The organism is Hirschia maritima DSM 19733 (assembly GCF_000378345.1).
In the GTDB taxonomy this organism is placed as follows: Bacteria; Pseudomonadota; Alphaproteobacteria; order Caulobacterales; family Hyphomonadaceae; genus Hirschia; species Hirschia maritima.
Window position 1 is genome coordinate 425501 of record NZ_KB899545.1, and the last position, 19286, is coordinate 444786.

Sequence of the window (19286 nt, forward strand, 5' to 3'; positions counted from 1 at the left end):
CATTGCAAAATGGGTTTTAGTCTCGAAATTTAGCCATGAGAAGGTCGGCTGCCTTGCTGGCGGGCAGTTGTCCTTTAGCGACACGATTTTTCACATCCTCAAGGATTGCTTCTACGCCTGAGTGATGGGTGAAAGCAGTCATTAGAGAGTCACTTATCAAAGAGTCCATCCATCTGAGCTGTTGTTCCGAGCGACGCTTATGATGAGACCCTGACTGCTTTGTTGTCGTCTCATGTTTTTTAATAGTTTCCCACAATTGTTCTAATCCAATACCGGACTCACCTGATATCGTTGCAACGGGGGGCAGCCAGCTCGGGTCAGCTGGTGTCATTATATGAAGGGCGTTCTTATAGTGTCTCGCGGCGCGCAAAGCCGCTTTTTCATCGATATCACACTTGTTTACCGCTATAATATCGGCAACTTCCAGTACACCTTTTTTTATCCCTTGTAGCTCGTCTCCGGCATTGGGAAGCATGAGGACGAGGAAAAGGTCTACCATGTCAGCGACGACAGTTTCTGACTGTCCAACTCCGACGGTTTCAACAAGAATAATGTCATATCCAGCCGCTTCGCACATCAATAGTGTTTCGCGCGTCTTTCGTGCAACTCCGCCAAGTGTGTCACCTGCCGGTGAGGGGCGAATGAAAGCGTTTTGATCTACCGAGAGCTGATCCATTCTAGTCTTATCGCCCAGAATGGAGCCACCAGATCTGCGCGATGTAGGGTCGACGGCTAGAACTGCAACTTTATGCCCCATCGAAGTAAGAAGAGAGCCAAAGTTGTCAATAAAGGTTGATTTACCTACTCCGGGGACGCCAGTAATGCCAATTCTGATTGCTTTTCCGGTTTTATCCATGACTTCGGAAAGTAAATCTCGAGCATTTTGTTGATGATCTGCTCTTTTGGATTCCACCCACGTAATTGCCTTGGCAAGCCCTGCACGTGTAGAGAGGCTGTCTGTAGTTATTTTTTGAAGTTTCAAAATCTATTCCGTGACTACTTGATCTAAGGTTGAAGCGTCTAGAACAGAACGAGCGTTGTAGACCATGTCCTGAGAAACAGTATCCAACATTTTATCGCTCGTCAGAATCTCCAGATAGGTTTCATACGATTTTCTTGTTGGTGTTAAGTCAAAGCCAATACCTACTCCAACGCCACTTCCTCTTGAGCCACCACCCGCTGAAACACCGACATTGGTTCCCTTGTTGTCATGACCTCCAACTCGTTGAGTGGATTTGGAGATAACATGAAATAGAGTGTGATTGTTTTCGATCGTCATCTCCGCAGCACGTCGTAATGCGAACTTCTCAACCTCGAGCGGAGAGGCATCCGTTCCACCAGAAAATGTTATTGTGAATCGGTTTGATTCAATTTTCTGTTCTGCAAAGCCAATTCCATCCTTGTTCTTTGGGCCATACAAAGTTGGCGCAGTTGCGCAGGCAACAAGAAATAGAGACGTGGAAAGCAATAAAGCAATTGTACGTTTCATGGATGGTCCTCCAAAGTGGTCGGTTAGAAACTCAACTAAGATTTATTTGAAGGAGCTCGGCTGAGGGTGCTCTTCCATATAAATGTGTGTTTCATTTACAAGCATATTGGCAGCATCAACTGTATCTGCTTGAGAAACCGAGAGTTTTAGATCTTCTTCTTCCAGCTTCCAAAGGTGATCAGCAATCTCAGCCGGTTCTGCATCATTTAGCAATAATCGCAGCACTCCTGGCACTAATGGGTCATAGACATCGGATGAAGACGGATCTTCATTGACGTCCATGGGATCCCAATCTCTCCACAACACTTCGCTGACAATCTGACTTAGTCCATTTAACCAACGGTCTAATTCTGTATCTGCATTCGGCATGGGGCCTCCGATTCTAAAAGTAGCAATTTGGAGTTAATGCTCCAATTGTGACCCTAGCTTGGCAATAAGTTCAATACATGATTCAGCAATAATTGTTCCTGGAGCGAAAATTGCTGCCGCACCAGCAGCATACAACTCATCATAATCTTGTGGAGGCACAACACCACCAACAACAATCATAATGTCGTCGCGTCCTTCCGCGGCCAGCGCTTTCTTCAAAGCCGGTACGAGTGAGAGGTGCCCAGCTGCCAAAGAGGAAGCGGCAACAACATGAACGTCATTTTCAACAGCTTGGCGTGCTACTTCTTCGGGAGTTTGGAAGAGTGGACCAATATCAACATCCCAACCAAGATCAGCCATTCCAGATGCCACAACTTTTTGACCGCGGTCGTGACCATCTTGCCCCATTTTAGCAATTAGAATTCTAGGACGACGGCCTTCATTGTTTTCAAACTCACTCGCACCTTCGAGCGCCTTGCTCACACGTTCCGATTTGGCTTCCATTCCTGCGGCATAAACTCCCTGAATAGACTTGATGACTGCTTTGTGGCGTCCAACTACATTTTCAATAGCAAGCGAGATTTCACCGACTGTAGCCTTGGCTCTTGCTGCATTAACTGCGAGTTCGAGCAAATTGCCTTCTCCAGTTTTCATCGAATTGGAAATCGCTTCAAGAGTTTTTGTGACTTCTGCATCATCACGCATGTCTTTGAGCTTTTTCAACTTTTCAAGCTGGAGCTTGTACACGCTGGCATTATCAACTTTGAGAACAGGTACATCTTCTTCTTCCTCAAGTTGATATTTGTTGACACCAATAACAGACTGCACGCCTGAATCGATGCGCGCTTGAGTGTTTGCAGCTGCTTCTTCAATACGAAGTTTTGGAAGGCCTTTTTCGATTGCTTTTGCCATTCCGCCCATCTCTTCTACTTCTTCGATGTGCTTCCAAGCTTTTTCTGCAAGGTCGTGAGTTAGACGTTCAACATAGTATGATCCACCCCACATATCGATTGTGTGACAAGTGCCAGCCTCTTGTTGAAGGAAGATTTGAGTGTTTCTAGCAATTCTAGCTGAGAAGTCTGTTGGCAGAGCTAGTGCCTCATCCAATGCATTGGTGTGCAATGACTGGGTTTGTCCATTAGCGGCTGCCATCGCTTCAAGACATGTCCTTATAACATTGTTGTTCACGTCTTGTGCAGTTAAGGACCATCCTGAAGTTTGAGAGTGAGTTCTCAATGAAAGAGATTTAGAATTCTTCGGGCTGAAACGGTTGACCAGTTTTGACCAAAGAAGACGTCCCGCGCGCATTTTGGCAACTTCCATGAAGTAGTTCATGCCTATCGCCCAGAAGAATGATAATCTAGGAGCAAAAGCGTCTACATCAAGGCCTGCTTCCATACCTGCTTTGATGTATTCTACACCATCTGCGAGCGTGTATGCCAGCTCAAGGTCAGCAGTCGCTCCAGCCTCTTGCATGTGATAGCCGGAGATTGAAATTGAATTGTATTTTGGCATATTCTTCGATGTGTAAGCGAAGATATCTGAAATAATCCGCATGGATGGTGTGGGGGGATAAATATAGGTGTTGCGAACCATGAACTCTTTTAAAATATCGTTCTGAATAGTTCCTGAGAGCTTTTCAGGTGGAACGCCTTGTTCTTCTGCCGCCACAATGAAAAGTGCAAGAATTGGAAGTACGGCACCGTTCATCGTCATTGAGACTGACATTTTATCGAGCGGAATTCCGTCGAAGAGGGTACGCATATCAAGGATGGAATCGATCGCCACTCCGGCCATTCCTACATCGCCACTAACACGTGGATGGTCACTATCATAACCGCGGTGTGTTGCTAGATCGAAGGCAACTGACAATCCTTTTTGTCCTGCCGCCAGATTGCGACGGTAAAAAGCGTTAGATTCTTCTGCCGTAGAAAAACCTGCGTATTGGCGGATTGTCCAAGGGCGCTGCGGGTACATAGTAGGGTATGGGCCACGACCATAAGGGGCTATTCCGGGCCAATCATCTAGATAATCAAGGTCTTGGGTGTCTTTTGATGTGTAAAGTGATTTTACACTCACTCCTTCTGGAGTTTCCCATATCTCGTGAGCAGCGTCACCAGATTGCTGTTGCCAGTCGGTTAACGATTTATCACTAACCACACCGGATTCAGGTAAGTCTAACTTGATCTTGGTAAAGTCTGGTGTCTTGATTGTCATTTTCATATCTCCTGGGGAGTGCTTGAAAAGTCCTGATCTCGCATCTTTGGGGGACTTTCAAATATTGATACTAAGAAGCGTTACAAAGCCAAACCAAGTTCGGAGTGAGCAAGTTCAAGGCTCGCTACAACGTCGACACCGATATGGATAAACTCGTCCATGCCTGCTTCTTGCCAAGCATCTCTAGTCTCTGCTGGTGGTTTGCCTGCAAGATATAGACGACCTACGCCCGCAGCACCCAACTCACGAGCGGTATCTGCTGCCTCCTGCAAATAGCGATCGTCACTTCCGCAGATACAAGCTAATAGACAGTCTGAGTTTTCAAATGCTTTTGCCAATTCATCAGCTGAGCCCGTGTGATAAACAGCTTTCAGTCCTCCAGCGGCAAAGAAATTAGTGGCAAATGATGTTCTAGCAGTGTGTTCGGCGAGTGGCCCCAACGCAGCTATGAAAACAGAGGGCGTTTTGCCTGTCTTTTTCTCAGATTTCTCTGCGTAATCACGTAAATTTTCATAAGATTTTGCAAGACGCATTGGCCAGAACGGATCAGCCTCTAGATTATCCTCTGAAGACGGGGTGAGTTCTGAAATTGTGAGACCTTTTTGAGCACTGACTATAAGATCATTGATCTTAAATGATGATGGCTTTTGCCCCGTGGCTTGTGCAGCTTTGGATAAAACACCCTTTAAATCAGGCTTTACATACTCCGCTTCATTTTCATCAAGAAGCGGGAAATCAGATACCCCAGTAACTTGAACTTTCCGATAGGCAATATCTCTTACTCGTGTAGTTCTTACATTGCTTGCGGCTAATTGTGGGGTACCGTTTTGAATAGCGGAAATGTATCCACCCTCAGCTTCATAAGATTGGAAAATGCCCCAAGCTTTTAAGGCAATCTCATCAGAAAGCGACGCAATACTCCAAGTTCCACCTGAAGGATCAAGAACTTTTCCCAGTGAAGATTCTTCTTGCGCGATAATATGCGTATTGCGTGCAATTCGACGGGCTTGAGGTGAAGGTAAGCCAAGCGCATCAGTGAAGTTACGAATGGTCACAATGTCTGCGCCACCAACACCTGCTGCAAAGCATGCTGCAGTATTTCTGAGAATGTTCACCCAAGGGTCTCTAGCTGTCAGCATACGACGAGAAGAAACTGCTTGAATCGTCATTTTGAAGTTCTGTTCTTTAACTCCAAACTCTTCTGCAACTTTCGCCCACATGCGTCTTGCCGCACGTAATTTGGCTATTTCAACGATGTAGTCAGCGCCAATGGCGACCGTGAAATTGATGCTTGCAATTGCTTTTTCGGGTGAAACACCTTTTTCGACCAGCATTCGAGTATATTGCGTTGCTGTGGAAATTAGAGAGGCTAGTTCTTGAGCCTCAGATCCTCCAGCTTCATGAACTGGACGTGAATCAGCGCGTAAAATGGTGGAATTTTGGAACTCGCTAGAAAGTGATTCAACTATGTCCGTAATGTTTGATTGAATATCAACTTGTGTCCCAGCGAAATGTCCGGAACGTGTTAGTGTTCCAATCGGGTCATAATTAAATGCGAGTTTTGTTTGAGAAACATCATCACTATTTTCTCTTGCATAAGAAGCCAGGAATGCGCTGGCTGCTAGTCCAGATTCAATGGAAGCCGCTGTAACATCAAGACCGACAGGTGCCCAATCGAGTTTGACCCCGTTTAGCGCTTGTTTGAATTCCTCCAATGTACGAATACAAACGCCGCGCTCACCGTTTTCATCAATACGGAATTCTATTGAGCTCACGCCATTCTCTAAATCCTCAAGAATAGATTTATTGCTCTCAGTTGGAGAGGGGTGCGAGACAATCTGACGAATATCCCATGGCAGGTATTTATCTTTTGATGGGCTTGCGCCTCGTATAAATGGAGACTGTCCAGGAAGTCCGGATTTGTCGGTTGATGATTCCCAGTCTGTATCTCTGTAAAGAGCTTTAATGGTTAGACCATCATAAGTCTTTGAATTGATTGATTCAGGAGGTCTTCCTTTTAGTGCTTTGTCTAAAAGAGAAAGCCATTGAGCTTCATCAGCATTTTCGAACTCAGAAGAGAGTTGAAAAGTTTTGTTGTTTGCCATCCCGTAAAATTCCTGAAATTATATTATATCTTTTGTTGCAGTACAGCATATATTTGATGTGCACGCCAAGGGGCGTGACATTACGTCACGACTTTAAACAGGAATATGTCGCCGATTTAAATTGGCGGATTGATCAGTTTTTTATGTTTCCGCGAGACAGATCATTCATCAATCGAATGTCTGTTGGAGATCCACTCAAACGATGTCTGTAAACCTGAGTATTTTCCAAAATTCTCTGAACATAGTTTCTGGTTTCAGAAAAAGGTATGCTCTCTATGAAATCAATTGGATCAATCTCACCTTTTCGGGGATCACCATATTCTTGAATCCATCTTTTGGGGCGACTTGGCCCTGCATTATAGGCAGCAAGAGCCAATATATATGAACCATTGAAGTCATCTATCAAATCGTCGAGGTAGCCACGGCCTAAACGAAAATTGTAAGTTGGGTCATCTGTAAGCCAGCTTGTTCTGTAGGGGAGGCCTGAGCTTCTCGCTTTTTGCCGACCTGTTGCAGGGAGAAGTTGCATCATTCCATGTGCGTTAGCGTGGCTGACCGCTGTTGGCATCAATTCACTTTCTTGACGTGATAGTGCCATTACCAAAGCTGGTTCAGCTATTCCTGATCCCGTGCTTTGCGGAAGTTCCACAACTGGGAATGCAGCATCGGGAGCTAAATTCCCTTTGGCTAAGCCTGCTTTACCGTTTCTAACGCCTGCGCGAGGTTCCAAATAGTGAATTGCGAGATCAGACAACAATTGGTGGTCCTGTGGTGATTCAAGCGAATCATCGATGTGAAACGAAAAGCGTTCAAACGATTTCTTTCTACCGGACTCTGCCAATAACTTTGCAGCTTGGATAATTGGCTTGGCTTCAAAAGCTTGCTTATCTTCTTCTGTCGCTAATTCAGGAATTATGAATTCAAGTTGGACCTCATCAACTCCAAGTGATTTCAAGCGTTGTGCAGCCATCTGACCGTAAAAAACGTGATTATGTTGAGCGGCTGCTACATATGCTTCCTGAGCTTTTTCGACCTCGTTTAGAGCAATTAAAGCTTCCCCTTTCCAGTATAGTCCTCTTGCAAGACTAATAGGAGAACCGACGCCCTCTGAGAGTGTCGTAAAATGTTCTAAAGCTTGTTGGGGCTGATCAAGGTAGCGAAGGGCAGTCCAGCCGGAGTAAAATTCCGCTTCAGCAAAACCGACACCTCTCGTCATTCCGTGCTGAGCTGAAATCTTGTAGGCTTCGGCCCAACGATTTTCTTTTATTAGCGTTCGAAGCAGTAACCGTCTCTCTCTCCAAATCTTAGTATTACCAGAAACGGAAGTTAGAGCGGGGTCAATATCAAGTATCGCCTCTATTGCCCCATCATAATTTTTAGCTCTTTTGCGTCTCCAAACAGCGCGCTCATAAAGAAGGCCTGGATCTTTTTGTCGGCTTTTGGGAACGGCTTTGATAAGCTTATCGACACCGCGGCGTTTTTCCATAAGCGCCAATCTGGCTTCAATGAGCTTTCGTTCAGATGAGGGCAGTTTCTTTATCAGCCGTTTTGCTGCACTTCTCTGATTGGCCCACAAGAGCATATCTGCGCGTTTTGAATTGTCTGATTGAGAAATGAAAGAAGAAAATTCACGAATGAGTTCTTTCTCATTTGAATATGCGAGTGAATGGTTCCACCAAATATCTTTGATCAACGCTTTTGATTGTTCTTTTTGACCGGATCGCTTTAGCAGGCGCGCGTGCACCAGTTTTCCTGTTCCCGTAATGGGCGGAAATGTTTCAAACCAATTCTTTAATTCGTGATCTTTCATGCCTGACGAAGACAATAAGCCTTCGGCTTGCTTTTGGATTTCGTGTTGTTTTGGCCAGTCTGGCAGCAAATTGAGTGCTGTTTTCAATTCTTTAAAGGTGGGATTTGCACTTGAATTTGTCGTAAGCTTCCAAAGTAGAAGGCTGCTGACTGCTTCAGAGTTATTTCTTTTTAACTCATTGCGGATTTTTGACCAATTACCCCGATCCGCAGCATTTAGTGCATCGTTTAGGTTTTTATATGCATTATTTTCAATAACATTGGATTGAAATTGGTTGTTTGGCTTTAACGACGGAGCTGTAGGAACAGCGCTCGCTATCGGCGTGCCGAGTGAAAAAGTAATAAAAGCAATACAAAGAATTCGATTCATGACTTGCAAAACCTGGTTGGGATGCGAATAACCACACTTAGTAATCGATAAACGTGAACGGTAAGTGAGCGTTTTTTGAAAAATATAAAAAGTCGACTCGTATTGGAGGACACCATGTTTAAAGGGTCAATCCCTGCACTCATAACACCTTTCAGAGATGGTAAAGTGGATGAGCAAGCATTTGAGAAATTGGTAGTCCGCCAGGTAGAAGCGGGTACGCATGCTGTAGTGCCTTGTGGAACGACTGGTGAAAGTGCGACCTTATCACACGAAGAGCACAGGCGCGTCGTAGAATTGTGCGTTGAAATCGTGGCTGGTAAAATTCCTGTCATTGCGGGCGCTGGTTCTAATTCGACTCGTGAAGCTATTGGTTTAGTAGAGCATGCTAAGGCGGTTGGAGCTCATGCTGCACTTACAGTTTGTCCATATTATAACCGACCTTCTCAATTGGGCCTTATTTCTCACTTCACTGGCATTGCTGATGCAGTGGAATTACCATTAGTATTGTACAACGTTCCATCTCGAACGGTTTCTGACTTAGAACCTGAGACTTTGGGTGAATTGTCAAAACATCCAAATATTATTGCAATTAAAGATGCAACTGGAGATCTTGGGCGTGTTGCTTGGCAAGCAGCCGAAAGTGAAGATGGTTTTGTGCTGTTAAGTGGTGATGACCCGAGTGCGATTGGGTTTAATGCATTAGGTGGTCATGGTTGTATCTCAGTGACCGCAAATGTGGCTCCAAAAGCATGCGCTAACATGCAAAACGCATTAATGGCCGGTGATTTTGGGAAAGCACGGAAGATAAATGATTCTCTGCAAAAGCTTCATCGAGTATTGTTCTTGGAGCCAAGCCCCGCACCAGTAAAGTTTGCTATGGCTGAACTTGGACTATGTATGCCGGATGTGCGTCGCCCAATGCTAGAAGTGCAGTCTGAAGATGTTAAGAATGAAATACGGTCAGCTATGCGTGAAGCAGGCGTACTGTCTTAGAAGGTAGAAATGGCTCAAAAGAAAAAGAATGATGGAAATGGGCTCGTTGCCGAAAACCGTCAAGCTAGAAGAAATTATGAAGTCGTTGATACACTCGAAGCTGGGATTGCGCTCCTCGGAACCGAAGTAAAATCACTGCGCTTAGGTCGCGCAAACATCTCTGAGAGTTATGCCAGAGATGAGCAGGGGGAAATTGTTTTGGTCAACGCGACTATTCCAATTTACCCGCCGGCTGCAAGATTTAATCACGAGCCATTGCGGATGCGAAAGCTTCTTTTGAAAAAGAAAGAGTTAGTAAAACTAACGCAGGGAATCACGCGTGATGGGATGACGATTGTGCCGCTGAAGCTCTATTTCAATGAGCGTGGGATAGCGAAATTGTTGCTAGGGCTCGCGAAAGGGCGTAAAAACCACGACAAACGAGATGTAGAGAAGAAACGAGATTGGGATAAACAAAAAGCCCGTCTAATGAGAAACAAGGGTTAAGTTACTCGTTTTTATGTGGATAAGTCTAATTTTAGATCGTGAATCATAGAAGTAAAACTTCTTTTGAAAGAATGGCGTTAGTCGGCCAAAGAATCGCTAAGATAATATAATTGAACGTATTTTTTTAGTGAATCGCCCTGAAAGTCCCTTATGCAAACCATTGAGGCTAGTTGTTGTAAAATAAGAATGGTTTGCAATTGCGGCTAAAATTACAAAAAAATCATGTTACTAAAGGTATCCAACAATACTGAAACCAACTCTTGGTGAGATACTGTTGCTTTTTAACCTTAGAACTGCATAGATAATTCTAACTTTCGTAGCTCTCTGGGGGCTGTTTCCCTTGCTACAGCAAAGATTGCAAACCGTTTTTCGGCTTGGTGTTACGTGCGTCAATACTGCCTTTGGGCAATACATTTTTGACACGATTAGAAATGTTTTGCTGTGGCTAGACAATTGTTTTGCCAAGGTAGTGATGTGCAGTTTGCAAGTTGATAGGACGATGCGATGCAAGACGTACAACCACTTGTTCTAGATTATCTGCCGGTAATCATATTTTTTGTTTTCGGTCTTGCCCTATGTCTTGCATTTTTGTTGCTTTCTGCGGTTCTGTCTCCCAGCAATCCTGATCCCGAAAAAAATTCCGCTTACGAATGTGGATTTAATCCATTCGATGATGCGCGAATGAAGTTTGATATTCGTTTTTATTTGGTGGCGATTCTTTTCATCATTTTCGATCTAGAAGTCGCGTTTTTATTTCCCTGGATTTTTCAAGTTGACGCAGGGAATGTCGAAGCCTTCTGGTCAATGATGGTGTTTCTGGGCGTATTAACAATCGGCTTCATTTATGAGTGGAGTTCCGGCGCGTTGGAGTGGGAATAATATGAACAAAATGCCTGGTCCAAATTTTAAGAAAGAAGCATCGATTGCATCTGATGACCCGTTTTACGCTGGTGTGTCAGATGAATTGGCTGACAAAGGTTTTGTTGTAGCTAAATTGGATGATGCGATAACATGGGCGCGGACTGGTTCTCTCATGTTTATGAGTTTTGGACTTGCGTGCTGTGCAGTGGAGATGATGCACGCAGCGAATCCACGCTATGACATGGAACGTTTTGGAATGGCGCCTCGTGGTACGCCGCGTCAATCAGATCTTATGATTGTGGCAGGAACGCTAACTAACAAAATGGCTCCAGCTATGCGTAAAGTTTACGATCAAATGGCGGAGCCGCGCTATGTGATCTCCATGGGGTCGTGCGCCAATGGTGGTGGATATTATCATTATTCCTACTCAGTCGTGCGAGGCTGCGATCGCATTGTTCCTGTAGACGTATATGTTCCTGGGTGCCCACCGACTGCAGAAGCTTTGATGTACGGTTTGTTGCAGTTGCAAAAGAAGATTCGCCGTGAAGGGACAATCGATAGATGAGCAATCACATCAATATCGAAGCCCTTGAAGAATTGGTCAGTCATATTGAGACCGAGCAACCGCATGCGGTAAAATCATGTTCAGTTAAGAATGCAGAGCTTGTGGTAATCGGTGTACGGGATCAAATAGAATCATTAGTTCGTTTTTTGAGAAATGATCCTCAATGTCGGTTTGAAACTCTCGTTGATATTTGTGCTGCCGACTACCCTGAAAGAGTCGAACGATTTGAAGTGGTTTATCATCTTCTCTCGATGAGTTTGAATCAACGTATTCGCGTTAAGGTGACTACAGATGAAGAGGGGCCAGTACCAAGCTTGGTTGATTTGTTCCCTTGCGCAAATTGGAATGAACGTGAAGCATTCGATATGTATGGTGTTCTGTTTTCAAATCATCCAGATCTACGGCGCATTTTGACCGATTATGGCTTTGAAGGGCATCCTCTTCGCAAAGATTTCCCTTTAACTGGGCATGTTGAAGTGAAATATGATGAAGTTGAAAAGCGTGTGAAATATCAACCTGTTAAACTCGTGCAGGAATATCGTAATTTCGACTTCCTTTCACCTTGGGAAGGAATGCAAGAAGTACTTCCGGGTGATGAAAAAGCGAATGGGGAGGAAGCATAATGGCTGATGGCACTTCTTCTTCAAACGACAAAGAAAACCGCAAGTTCACTATCAATTTCGGACCGCAGCATCCGGCAGCGCACGGCGTGTTGCGGATGGTTTTGGAGCTCGATGGTGAAATAGTAGAGCGTGTTGATTCTCACATAGGTTTACTACATCGCGGCACCGAAAAGCTAATCGAGCACAAAACCTATCTTCAGGCGATGCCGTATTTTGATCGTTTAGATTATTGTGCGCCGATGAATCAAGAACATGCTTGGTGTCTTGCAATTGAGAGATTGGCAGGCATTGAAGTGCCTCGCCGAGCTTCTTTTATTCGTGTTCTATATTCTGAAATAGGACGCCTGCAATCGCATTTATTGAATGTAACCACTCAAGCCATGGATGTTGGAGCACTAACACCCATAACTTGGGGCTTTGAAGAACGTGAAAAACTGCTCGTTTTTTATGAACGTGCTTCAGGAAGCCGAATGCATGCTGCGTATTTCCGTCCGGGCGGCGTTCATCAGGATTTACCTCCTGAGTTGCTCGAAGACATTTATGACTTTTGTGACCCGTTTCTAAAAGTGCTGGATGATATTGAAGGCTTGCTGACTGAAAGTCGGATATTCAAGCAAAGAAATGTAGATATTGGAAAGGTTAGCGCTCAAACTGCGCTGGATTGGGGCTTTTCCGGCGCTATGGTTCGAGGTTCTGGTATCGCGTGGGATTTACGGCGGTCGCAACCTTACGAAATTTACTCAGAATTAGAATTTGGCATTCCTGTTGGTAAGAATGGTGATTGTTACGATCGATATTTGTGTCGAATGGAAGAGATGCGTGAATCGGTAAAGATTATAAAACAATGCATCGACAACATTCCTCAAGGGCCAGTTCTCCCTGAGAAGTCAAAGTATTCTCCGCCACGGAGAGCGGAGATGAAGGGCTCTATGGAAGCATTGATCCATCATTTCAAGCTTTATACCGAAGGATTTCACGTTCCTGAAGGCGAGATATACGCTTGCGTAGAGGCTCCTAAAGGGGAGTTTGGTGTTTATCTCGTTTCCGACGGGACTAACAAGCCGTATAGAGCAAAGATCAAGGCCCCGGGTTATGCCCACCTTCAAGCAATGGATCACCTATGCAAAGGGCACCAATTAGCTGACGCCTCCGCCATTCTTGGGTCATTAGATATTGTTTTTGGAGAAATTGACCGATGACTGATTTGACACCTGAACAATTAGTTGGCGGTCAACTTGATGCGTATAATGCGCAGGACCTTGATAAATTTTGTGGATATTTTTCTGATGACATTCTGATCACGAGCTATCTGGGAGATATTGTCTGCGAGGGGATGAAAGCGTTTAGAGAACGTCATGTCGGAATTTTTTCTGATTTTCCAAGCAATAAAGCAAAGTTGCTCCATCGGATCGTACTCGGCGACACAGTCATCGATCATGAAGACGTTGATCGCGGAAACGGAGATAAAAGTTTTCAAGTAGGATGCATCTATACAATTAAGAACGGACTTATCTCTCGCATCGAATACGTTAAGGCGAGTTGATTCATGAGTAATATTCGACGATTTGATATGGATGCTGGTGGTTCAAGTTTCTCTTTTAAACAAGAAACTGAAGCAAAAATAGCGTTCTGGCTATCGAAGTATCCTAATGAAAGAAAACGATCGGCCGTTATCCCAATGTTATGGTTGGCTCAAAAGGATAATGGTGGTTGGCTTTCCGAACCAGCAATGCGGGAAGTCGCAGACCGTTTGGAAATGGCTTATATAAGGGTTTATGAGGTCGCGACATTCTACACAATGTTCCGCATGCAGCCAGTTGGTGAATTCCATGTTCAAGTTTGCGGAACAACACCTTGTATGCTGCGTGGTTCCGATGATTTGATTAAGGTATGTAAATCGAAAATTGGTGACAAAGGCAGTGTTGGCGCAAATGGCAAACTATCATGGGAAGAGGTAGAGTGTTTAGGCGCTTGTGTGAATGCGCCTATGGCTCAAATAAATGACTATTATTTTGAAGATTTAGATGAAACCAGCATGGCAAAATTGCTAGATGATTTTGTTGCCGGTAAGGACCCTCAACCTGGCACACGAATTGATCGGCAAACTAGTGCGCCAGAAGGTGGAATGACCACTTTGTTGGATGAGAGTTTATATGATGGGTCATTGGCTAGGCAATTAACGAGTATTCCGGGCGCTCCGTCTAGTGTCGTAGAAAGTGCTGAACCGGATGTGGCAGTTAAAGAGACAGCGTCCAGTCCGAAACTGGAAAACAATGCCAGTGCTGATAAAACAGAAACTGAAGTTCCAAAGAAAACTGAAAACGCAGGTAAGCCAACACTTGAAGATACGGACAGACCTCTCTTTTTAGACAAACCAGAAGGAGAAGCTGATGATCTCAAACAAGTGTCGGGAATTGGTCCCAAAATTGAAGCCACTTTGAATGAATTGGGAGTTTTTCACTTCTCTCAAATTGCTGACTGGAGCAAAGCCAACATTGAATGGGTAAATGGCTATTTGAGTTTCAAAGGCAGAGTTGAACGAGAAAATTGGATTCCACAAGCAAGATTACTGTCTGTCGGAGGTGAAACAGAGTTTTCTCGACGTCAATCCAAAGTTAGCGAAAAAGGGGAATAAGATTATGTCGAATTCTTCTCCGAATAAAGCTCTTAAGGCGCTCATAGTTCCAGCGATACTCGAAACGGTATGTATCTTAGCCGGTGTACTAGCATGGTTATCGACAGATAAAATTATCTGGCTGGCCATTGGGATAGTGGCCGGAGTTGGGTTTTCAATTCCAGCGCTCATTAAATTTATTCGCGCGAATAAGGAGCAAGAATAATGTTGCTCGATAAAGATCGTATATTCACGAATTTATATGGCCATCATGATTGGTCACTTGAGGGTGCTAAAAAACGTGGTGCTTGGAATTCTACAAAAGAACTGATGCAGTTTGGTCCGGAGTGGATTTGTGATCAGGTTAAAGATTCAGGGCTTAGAGGTCGGGGTGGTGCAGGCTTCCCGACAGGCTTGAAATGGACCTTTATGCCTAAAGAGGTCAAAGAGCGTCCGCACTATCTCGTCGTGAATGCGGATGAATCAGAGCCAGGTACGTGTAAAGATAGAGATATTATGCGTCACGACCCGCATTTGCTGATTGAGGGGTGTTTGATCGCTTCTTTCGCTATGCGTGCGCACACTTGTTACATCTATTTGCGTGGCGAATACATATTCGAACGTGAACGCTTGCAGCAAGCTGTCAATGAAGCTTATGAGGCTGGTTTAATCGGTAAGAACGCATCAGGGTCTGGTTGGGATTTCGATATCCACATTCACCACGGTGCGGGTGCATATATATGCGGCGAGGAAACTGCGCTCTTGGAAAGTCTCGAAGGTAAAAAAGGACAACCACGTCTTAAACCTCCATTTCCAGCAAATGCCGGACTTTATGGATGTCCGACTACGGTAAACAATGTTGAGTCCATTGCTGTGGCACCGACCATTCTACGGCGTGGTGCAGGCTGGTTTAAAAAGTTCGGACGCGAAAATAATGCTGGCACAAAAGTATTTGCTATTTCTGGCCATGTGAACCGTCCTTGTAATGTCGAAGAGGAAATGTCCATTCCACTTCGGACATTGTTGGAGACACATTGTGGGGGCGTACGAGGCGGCTGGGAGAACCTAAAGGCGGTCATTCCAGGTGGTTCATCTGTACCAATGATACCCAAAGACATTTGCGATGATGTTTTGATGGATTTTGATGCACTCAGAGAAGTCCAATCAGGGTTAGGGACCGCGGCTGTAATTGTGATGGATCAGTCTACAGATGTGATCCGAGCGATAGCTCGTCTTGCTTATTTCTATAAACATGAAAGTTGTGGACAGTGCACACCGTGCCGTGAAGGTACTGGATGGATGTGGCGTGTTCTAACACGTATGGTTGAAGGGCAAGCAGATGCTTCTGAAATCGATATGTTGTTAGATGTTTCGCACCAGATTGAAGGTCACACCATTTGTGCATTGGGAGATGCGGCAGCATGGCCTGTGCAAGGATTAATTCGACACTTCCGGTCTGAAATTGAAGAACGCATTACAAGTTATCGTATTGGTCGCCCGCATGTTCAGGGCTCAAACATCACAGCAGCGGAGTAAGGTAAGGAATGTCAGATACTGCCAAAGTTGTTGTTGATGGAGTTGAGGTGGAAGTTCCTCGGAATTATTCTTTGCTACAGGCTTGTGAAGAAGCTGGTGCTGAAATTCCGCGTTTTTGTTACCATGAGCGCCTGTCCATCGCTGGAAATTGCCGCATGTGTCTGGTTGACTGGGTGGGAGCTCCTAAACCGATTGCATCTTGTGCTCAGGCTGTCGGTGACATGCGTCCCGACCGTGATGGCTCTCCTCCTAAGGTGTCGACCAAGTCTGAGCGTGCTATCAAGGCGCGCAATGGTGTGATGGAATTTTTGCTCATCAATCACCCACTAGATTGCCCGATATGTGATCAAGGTGGAGAATGTGATTTGCAAGACCAAGCCGTTGGTTTTGGTCGTGCTGCCAGCCGTTATGAGGAGCCTAAACGAGCTGTTGATGATAAGCACATGGGACCGTTGGTTAGTACGGTCATGACGCGCTGCATTCAGTGTACGCGTTGTGTGAGATTTGCTGCCGAAGTGGCTGGTGTTGAAGAAATTGGATTAGTCAGCCGTGGTGAAGATGCGCAGATAACTACATATCTAGAAGCGTCTCTAGCTTCGGAATTATCTGGTAACGTTATTGACCTTTGCCCTGTTGGGGCGCTGACCTCAAAACCGTATTCATTTAATGCACGTCCATGGGAGTTACGTAAAACTGAATCCATTGATGTGATGGATGCAATGGGAAGTGCAATACGAGTAGATGCGCGTGGCGCTGCTGTATTGCGTGTTATGCCTCGAATAAATGAAGAGGTAAATGAAGAGTGGATTTCAGATAAGACGCGTTTTGCTATAGATGGATTAGGGCGTCAAAGATTAGATAAGCCCTATATTCGCAAAGATGGAAAGTTAGTTCCAGCAAGTTGGGATGAAGCTTTAGGCGTTGTAGCGGAACGTCTGAAAGGTGAAGCATCTAAAATAGCTGCAATTGCGGGTGATTTAGCTTGTGTTGAAGGTATGAAATCGCTGTTAGACTTAATGCGTTCTCTAGGTGTGTCTTCAACAGATTGTCGTCAAGACGGCGCTAAGCTCGGGCTAGATGCATCTGGAAATATGCTTCCTCGTGAGAGTTATTTGTTTAACTCTTCTATTATGGGAATTGATGAGGCGGATGCTGTACTTCTTATCGGTACTAATCCGCGAAAAGAAGCAGCCGTATTAAATGCTCGCATACGTAAAAATTGGCTGCACAGAGATATGCCGGTTGCATTGATAGGAGAGGAAGTTGATCTCTCATATGAATACACGCATTTGGGAACTGGTTCTCAAACTTTAAAAGGCATCAAACCTGGAACGGGAGTGTTTGAAGCACTAAAAGATGTCGAAAGACCTATGATCGTTTTAGGGCAGAGCGCATTTGCGCGTGAAGATGGCGCTGAAATTTTACATCTCGCTTCGAAACTTGCAGCTGATGTTGGGTGTTTCAAACCTAAAACAGAAGAAGATGAAGGTTGGAATGGTTTCAATGTTTTACACAATGCAGCGGGACGCGTAGGAGGCTTGGACGCTGGTTTCTTGCCAGCAGATGATGGCCTAGATATTGATGGCATTCTGAGTGGTGCCCAAGAAGGTAACGTAGAAACTATTATTTCATTAGGTGCAGATGAAATTGTTGGCGATGCTTTTGGCAATGCGTTTGTGATTTATGTTGGCAGTCATGGTGATGAAGGGGCTCATCGTGCTGATGTCATTCTTCCTTCAACTGCATACACTGAAAAGTCAGCTACCTATGTAAATACTGAAGGGCGTGTTCAACGTACACAACGCGCTGTCGGCTCTAAAGGCGAGGCCAAAGAAGATTGGAAAATCTTTAGAGCATTGTCAGAGAAAATTGGAAAACCTCTTCCTTACGATTCTATTGAAGAACTCCGCATGAAATTGGGTGAGGACAATCCTGCCTTTAAAGGGGTGGACTATGTATCAACCGTAAGCGACAGCAGCATTGAATTCCCATTTGGATTAGCTGGTGATGTAGCAGATGCTCCATTCGGACACGCAATAGGTGCATTTCATTTAACGAACCCAATCGCCCGAGCTTCTAAGACAATGGCTGAATGTGCAGAGCTTGCCACCCAGCATATTAAAGCTGCGGCAGAGTAGGAGGGCGAGATATGGAACTCTTTCTACAATGGACGAATGGAAATCCCTGGCTAGCTGTCCTTCTCGCTGTAGCGCAAGTCCTAGCTTTCTTGGTCGTACTACTTTTATCCATTGCCATGTTGCTTTGGATGGATCGTAAAGTGTTGGCTGCATCCATGCTACGCAAGGGACCCAATGTCGTGGGACCATTTGGTCTTCTTCAATCCTTTGCTGACTTTGGAAAATTCGTTCTCAAGGAGATTATTATTCCAGCAGGAGCGAATAAGACAGTTTTCATTCTGGCTCCGATAATTTCAACTGTAACAGCTCTTATGGCTTGGGCTGTCATTCCAGTTGCCCCAGGGTGGGTAAATGCTGATCTCAATGTAGGAATTTTGTATCTATTTGCAGTGTCATCACTGGGTGTGTACGGCATTATCATGGCTGGATGGGCTTCAAATTCAAAATATCCATTCCTTGGTGGACTAAGATCCGCTGCGCAAATGGTATCCTATGAAGTGTCTATCGGATTTATTCTCGTCACTGTGCTTATGTTAGCTGGATCGATGAATTTGACTGATGTTGTGAATGCACAATCTGGTGGATTTTGGAATTGGAATATCTTTGGCGGCGGCGATCTGATTTTGATTTTCGTGATGTTGCCGATGTTCGTTATGTTCTTTGTGTCCGCATTGGCTGAAACAAACCGCGCTCCATTCGACTTACCAGAGGCAGAATCAGAATTGGTGGCTGGCTATCAAGTTGAGTATTCTTCCTCGCCTTTCTTGTTGATTTATTTAGCTGAACAAATAGCGATCGTGCTTATGTGTGCGCTTATGACCATTCTGTTCTTAGGTGGATGGCATTTGCCATTTTTTAGTCTGGAAGATCTTGGGTTGAAATCAGGAAGTTTGATTTCCAGCATTATCTATTTCGGATCTTTTGCAATTAAAGTTGTTTTCTTCTTCTTTTTGTTCGCAATCGTTCGTGCGATCGTTCCGCGTTACCGGTACGACCAATTAATGCGTCTTGGATGGAAGATATTTCTGCCCACATCACTCGTCGCCGTCATAGCAGTTTCTGCTTATGTGGTTTTTGTCAAAAATGGCTCCGCAATAGCGTAGAACAAGAA

18 protein-coding genes are annotated in these 19286 nt (G+C 44.7%); 12 read left to right on the plus strand and 6 right to left on the minus strand.

The genetic code is table 11. The features are described 5' to 3' along the window. Positions 1-16: 16 nt before the first annotated feature. The 6 genes from meaB to F551_RS0107455 all read right to left on the minus strand — a co-directional run bounded on the left by meaB (position 17) and on the right by F551_RS0107455 (position 8359). The gene (meaB, locus tag F551_RS0107430) at positions 17-982 is read right to left on the minus strand and encodes a methylmalonyl Co-A mutase-associated GTPase MeaB (RefSeq protein ID WP_018996867.1); all 966 of its coding nucleotides are present in this window, start codon (positions 980-982) and stop codon (positions 17-19) included. Between the two features lie 3 nt (positions 983-985). Beyond that, entirely contained in the window at positions 986-1489 is a 504-nt protein-coding gene (locus F551_RS0107435) for a CC0125/CC1285 family lipoprotein (protein ID WP_018996868.1), read from the minus strand. A gap of 42 nt (positions 1490-1531) precedes the next feature. Beyond that, the gene (locus F551_RS0107440; RefSeq protein WP_018996869.1) at positions 1532-1858 is read right to left on the minus strand and encodes a hypothetical protein; all 327 of its coding nucleotides are present in this window, start codon (positions 1856-1858) and stop codon (positions 1532-1534) included. Positions 1859-1891: 33 nt separating this feature from the next. Then, positions 1892-4075: a methylmalonyl-CoA mutase gene (scpA, locus tag F551_RS0107445; RefSeq protein ID WP_026296713.1), complete on the minus strand. Its 2184-nt coding sequence runs from the start codon at positions 4073-4075 to the stop codon at positions 1892-1894. A gap of 80 nt (positions 4076-4155) precedes the next feature. Next, on the minus strand, positions 4156-6180 hold the full coding sequence (locus F551_RS0107450; protein WP_018996871.1) for a methylmalonyl-CoA mutase family protein: 2025 nt from the start codon (positions 6178-6180) through the stop codon (positions 4156-4158). 133 nt (positions 6181-6313) lie between these two features. After that, on the minus strand, positions 6314-8359 hold the full coding sequence (locus F551_RS0107455) for a lytic transglycosylase domain-containing protein (RefSeq protein WP_018996872.1): 2046 nt from the start codon (positions 8357-8359) through the stop codon (positions 6314-6316). Positions 8360-8473: 114 nt separating this feature from the next. On the opposite strand from F551_RS0107455, the gene dapA reads away from it, so the two are divergent. The 12 genes from dapA to nuoH all read left to right on the plus strand — a co-directional run bounded on the left by dapA (position 8474) and on the right by nuoH (position 19278). Then, positions 8474-9352 carry a 4-hydroxy-tetrahydrodipicolinate synthase gene (gene dapA, locus F551_RS0107460; RefSeq protein WP_018996873.1) on the plus strand — a complete coding sequence of 293 codons (879 nt, stop codon included), beginning with the start codon at positions 8474-8476 and terminating at the stop codon, positions 9350-9352. A 9-nt stretch (positions 9353-9361) separates the two neighbouring features. Further along, on the plus strand, positions 9362-9838 hold the full coding sequence (gene smpB, locus F551_RS0107465) for an SsrA-binding protein SmpB (RefSeq protein WP_018996874.1): 477 nt from the start codon (positions 9362-9364) through the stop codon (positions 9836-9838). 504 nt (positions 9839-10342) lie between these two features. Beyond that, positions 10343-10717 (plus strand): NADH-quinone oxidoreductase subunit A, encoded by a 375-nt coding sequence (gene ndhC / locus F551_RS0107470; RefSeq protein WP_018996875.1) that lies wholly within the window; start codon positions 10343-10345, stop codon positions 10715-10717. A gap of 1 nt (position 10718) precedes the next feature. After that, positions 10719-11264, plus strand: coding sequence for a NuoB/complex I 20 kDa subunit family protein (locus F551_RS0107475; RefSeq protein WP_018996876.1), 546 nt, complete (start codon positions 10719-10721; stop codon positions 11262-11264). Next, positions 11261-11887: an NADH-quinone oxidoreductase subunit C gene (locus tag F551_RS0107480; protein WP_018996877.1), complete on the plus strand. Its 627-nt coding sequence runs from the start codon at positions 11261-11263 to the stop codon at positions 11885-11887. The genes F551_RS0107475 and F551_RS0107480 overlap by 4 nt, the downstream gene beginning before the upstream one ends. After that, positions 11887-13086 (plus strand): NADH-quinone oxidoreductase subunit D, encoded by a 1200-nt coding sequence (locus F551_RS0107485; RefSeq protein ID WP_018996878.1) that lies wholly within the window; start codon positions 11887-11889, stop codon positions 13084-13086. Before F551_RS0107480 ends, F551_RS0107485 begins: the two co-directional genes overlap by 1 nt. Further along, positions 13083-13430 carry a nuclear transport factor 2 family protein gene (locus F551_RS0107490; protein WP_018996879.1) on the plus strand — a complete coding sequence of 116 codons (348 nt, stop codon included), beginning with the start codon at positions 13083-13085 and terminating at the stop codon, positions 13428-13430. The genes F551_RS0107485 and F551_RS0107490 overlap by 4 nt, the downstream gene beginning before the upstream one ends. A gap of 3 nt (positions 13431-13433) precedes the next feature. Further along, positions 13434-14522 carry an NADH-quinone oxidoreductase subunit NuoE gene (nuoE, locus tag F551_RS0107495; protein ID WP_018996880.1) on the plus strand — a complete coding sequence of 363 codons (1089 nt, stop codon included), beginning with the start codon at positions 13434-13436 and terminating at the stop codon, positions 14520-14522. Positions 14523-14526: 4 nt separating this feature from the next. Then, positions 14527-14727 (plus strand): hypothetical protein, encoded by a 201-nt coding sequence (locus tag F551_RS0107500; protein ID WP_018996881.1) that lies wholly within the window; start codon positions 14527-14529, stop codon positions 14725-14727. Further along, positions 14727-16037: an NADH-quinone oxidoreductase subunit NuoF gene (nuoF, locus tag F551_RS0107505; protein ID WP_018996882.1), complete on the plus strand. Its 1311-nt coding sequence runs from the start codon at positions 14727-14729 to the stop codon at positions 16035-16037. The genes F551_RS0107500 and nuoF overlap by 1 nt, the downstream gene beginning before the upstream one ends. A gap of 8 nt (positions 16038-16045) precedes the next feature. Continuing rightward, the gene (gene nuoG, locus F551_RS0107510; RefSeq protein WP_018996883.1) at positions 16046-18175 is read left to right on the plus strand and encodes an NADH-quinone oxidoreductase subunit NuoG; all 2130 of its coding nucleotides are present in this window, start codon (positions 16046-16048) and stop codon (positions 18173-18175) included. An 11-nt stretch (positions 18176-18186) separates the two neighbouring features. Continuing rightward, entirely contained in the window at positions 18187-19278 is a 1092-nt protein-coding gene (gene nuoH, locus F551_RS0107515) for an NADH-quinone oxidoreductase subunit NuoH (RefSeq protein ID WP_018996884.1), read from the plus strand. Positions 19279-19286 lie beyond the last annotated feature (8 nt).